The sequence below is a fragment of the Mesorhizobium sp. M7A.F.Ca.CA.002.05.1.1 genome (assembly GCF_003998335.1).
Taxonomy (GTDB): Bacteria; Pseudomonadota; Alphaproteobacteria; order Rhizobiales; family Rhizobiaceae; genus Mesorhizobium.
Map to the genome: position 1 here is coordinate 1 of NZ_RZQI01000783.1, position 2,829 is coordinate 2,829.

Annotated in this window: 2 protein-coding genes and 2 pseudogenes; all 4 read right to left on the reverse strand. The window is 61.8% G+C overall.

The window, feature by feature from the left end; all coding sequences use genetic code 11:
• Positions 1 to 646, reverse strand: a 646-nt coding sequence (locus EN939_RS28355; RefSeq protein WP_127271025.1) for a CorA family divalent cation transporter, incomplete at its 3' end; no start/stop codon positions are given.
• A 219-nt stretch (positions 647 to 865) separates the two neighbouring features.
• Positions 866 to 1,855: pseudogene (ychF, locus tag EN939_RS28360) on the reverse strand (redox-regulated ATPase YchF).
• A 91-nt stretch (positions 1,856 to 1,946) separates the two neighbouring features.
• On the reverse strand, positions 1,947 to 2,672 hold the full coding sequence (gene pth, locus EN939_RS28365; RefSeq protein WP_127270550.1) for an aminoacyl-tRNA hydrolase: 726 nt from the start codon (positions 2,670 to 2,672) through the stop codon (positions 1,947 to 1,949).
• A 23-nt stretch (positions 2,673 to 2,695) separates the two neighbouring features.
• A pseudogene (locus EN939_RS39385) lies at positions 2,696 to 2,829 on the reverse strand (50S ribosomal protein L25/general stress protein Ctc); the annotation flags it as partial.

Below are 2,829 nucleotides of genomic sequence, written 5' to 3' on the forward strand. Positions count from 1 at the left end.
TCTTGGTGCGGGTCGAGGCATGGGCGAAGAAGCCTGCCAGGCGCTGCAGCGAGATCAGGCTGTCGCGGATCGAGGAGGCAATGTCCTCCTTGCGGCCGATGGCTTTCAGCAACTCCTGGAAATCACGGTTGCGCTTGGAAACCTTGGTCGACCGCGCCTCGAAGATATCGCGCGAGATCGCCTCGATGTCGCGGCCGGCGCGTTCCAGAATGTCGGCGAGACGGTCGACGATCGCCTCCAGCAAGCCGATCAGGATGGTGTCGCCGCTGGTGCAGCCGGTCGCCACCTTTTCGGCGCGCTGCGGAAAGGTCTTGAAAGCTTTCGGTTCGTGGTAGCGCACCGTGATCAGCCTTGTGCCGGCGAGCACGAAGGTAACCGGCGACATCAAGGGATCGTCGATTTCGGTCTGGGCGGGCAGGGTGGCGGTCATGAAATAGGCGCCGTCCTCGACATAGAGGCGGCTCGAAATCTCGATCTCCTCCATCTCCTCGCGCGTCGGAATGGCAACGCCGAGCCAGCTCTCGATCGTCGCTTCCTCTTCCTTTGTCGGGTTGAACAGGTCCGCCCAGACGATGGTCTCGCTGTTTGCCAGGAGATCGTCGACGACGCGCAGGCGGTCATTGTCCACGACGAAGGCCTTGATCATCGCCTGATATCCCTTGCTGGGGGTGCGTTCGGATTGACGCGTCGTGTTGGATTGCACGGTTCTCGACGTCAGCGCCGACCGTGCGTCTGCCGCTTAGACCTGTGACGTGACAAAATCAAGACAAGCGGCTGTCGGGCGGATGGCCGCCGTCGCCTTGGAAGCATGTATCGAGGAACTTCGCCGACAGCTTGCCGGGATGTTCTCGACCGCTTCAGGGCATCAAGTGTTGAACTTGAACAACAGCACGTCGCCGTCCTGGACGACATATTCCTTGCCTTCGTCGCGCGCCTTGCCGGCTTCCTTGGCCGCGACTTCGCCGCCCAGTGTGACGAAGTCGTTGTAGGAAATGGTCTAGGTGATGAGGTGCAACAGGTCGTAGCCGGCGCGGATGACCTTGTTGAGGCCGGGCTCGTCGAGGCCGAGCGAGGACAGGAATTCCATCTCTTCCTCGTCCGAGAGTTGCGCGACTTCGGCTTCGATCGCCGCCGAGATCACCACGGTGCCGGCGCCTTGCGCGGTGGCCATCTTTTCCACGGCCCTGGTGTGTTCGTTGCCGGTGGCGGCATCGGCCTCCGCGACATTGCAGACATAGAGCACGGGATGCGAGGTCAGAAGGTTCAGGCCCTGCAGGATGCGCAAATCTTCGGCCGAAATACCCTTGAGCAGGATGCGGGTCGGCTTGCCGGCCTGCAGCAGTTCGAGCGCTGCCTCCATCAACGGCAGCACGGTCGTCGCTTCCTTGTCCTTGCTGCCGGCGCGCTTGCGGATCTGGACGATGCGGCGCTCGATGCTGTCGAGGTCGGCAAGCATCAGCTCGGTCTCGACCGTCTCGGCATCGGCGACGGGGTCGATGCGGCCCTCGACATGGGTGATGTCGTCATCCTAGAAGCAGCGCAGCACATGCACGATGGCGTCGACCTCACGGATGTTGGCGAGAAACTGGTTGCCCAGCCCTTCGCCCTTCGAGGCACCGCGCACCAGGCCGGCAATGTCGACGAAAGAGATGCGAGTTGGAATGATCTCCTTCGACTTGGCGATCGCGGCGATCTTCTGCAGGCGCGGATCTGGCACCGCCACCTCGCCGGTGTTCGGTTCGATGGTGCAGAATGGATAGTTGGCGGCTTGCGCCGCAGCCGTTCTGGTCAACGCGTTGAAAAGCGTCGACTTGCCGACGTTGGGCAAGCCAACGATGCCGCATTTGAAACCCATTTTTGTTCGGTCCTATCGGGAAAATAGAAATTTGATCAGGGCTATGGGCGATAGGGGTGATCAACGTCAAGCCCTTCGGTCCCCTTGATGCTCAGTCCTTGCCGCCGAACAGCTTCTTCAGCATGGCGGCCATTGGACCGCTTTCCGGCAGCTTGACCACCGGCTGTTGAGGCCGTGCTTGGCGGACATGACTTTGCTGCTTGTGCGCCGACTGCTTCTGCGCTGGCTTTTCGGGCTCCGGCCCGGCCTTGCCCTGGACGGCGAGACTGGCCTTATTCATGAAGCCGGATTCGTCGCCCTTGACGATCATGGCGGCATTATCGGCGATCGCGTCGAGCAGCGGGTCGAGCCATTCGCGGTCGGCTTTGGCGAAATTGCCGAGCACATGGTGCTGGACCATTTCCTTGACGCCGGGATGGCCGACGCCGATGCGCACGCGGCGATAGCCATTGCCGATATGACCGTCGATCGACCGGATGCCGTTGTGGCCGCCGGCGCCGCCACCGGTCTTGATGCGCAGCTTGCCTTCGGCAAGGTCGATCTCGTCATAGAAGACGGTGAGCGCGGAAAGCTCGAGCTTGTAGAAGCGCAGTGCTTCGCCGACCGACTGGCCGGACAGGTTCATGAAGGTCTGCGGCTTGATCAGGACGATTTTTTCGCCGCCGAGCGTGCCCTCGGAAATGAGGCCCTGGAATTTCTTCGACCAGGGCGAAAAGGAATGGCGGCGGGCGATTGCGTCCGCCGCCATGAAACCGACATTGTGGCGGTTGTCAGCGTATTTCGCGCCCGGATTGCCGAGACCTGCAAACAGCAGCATCGCCTGCTCCGGGCGTGAAAGAGTTACTTCTCGTCGGCGGCAGGAGCCGCTTCAGGTGCAGCTGCTTCAGCCGTCTCTTCCGTCTCCGGCTTCATCGCCGACGAACCGGCAATGGTCGCGATGGTGAAGTCGCGGTCGGAGATCACAGGCTTGACGC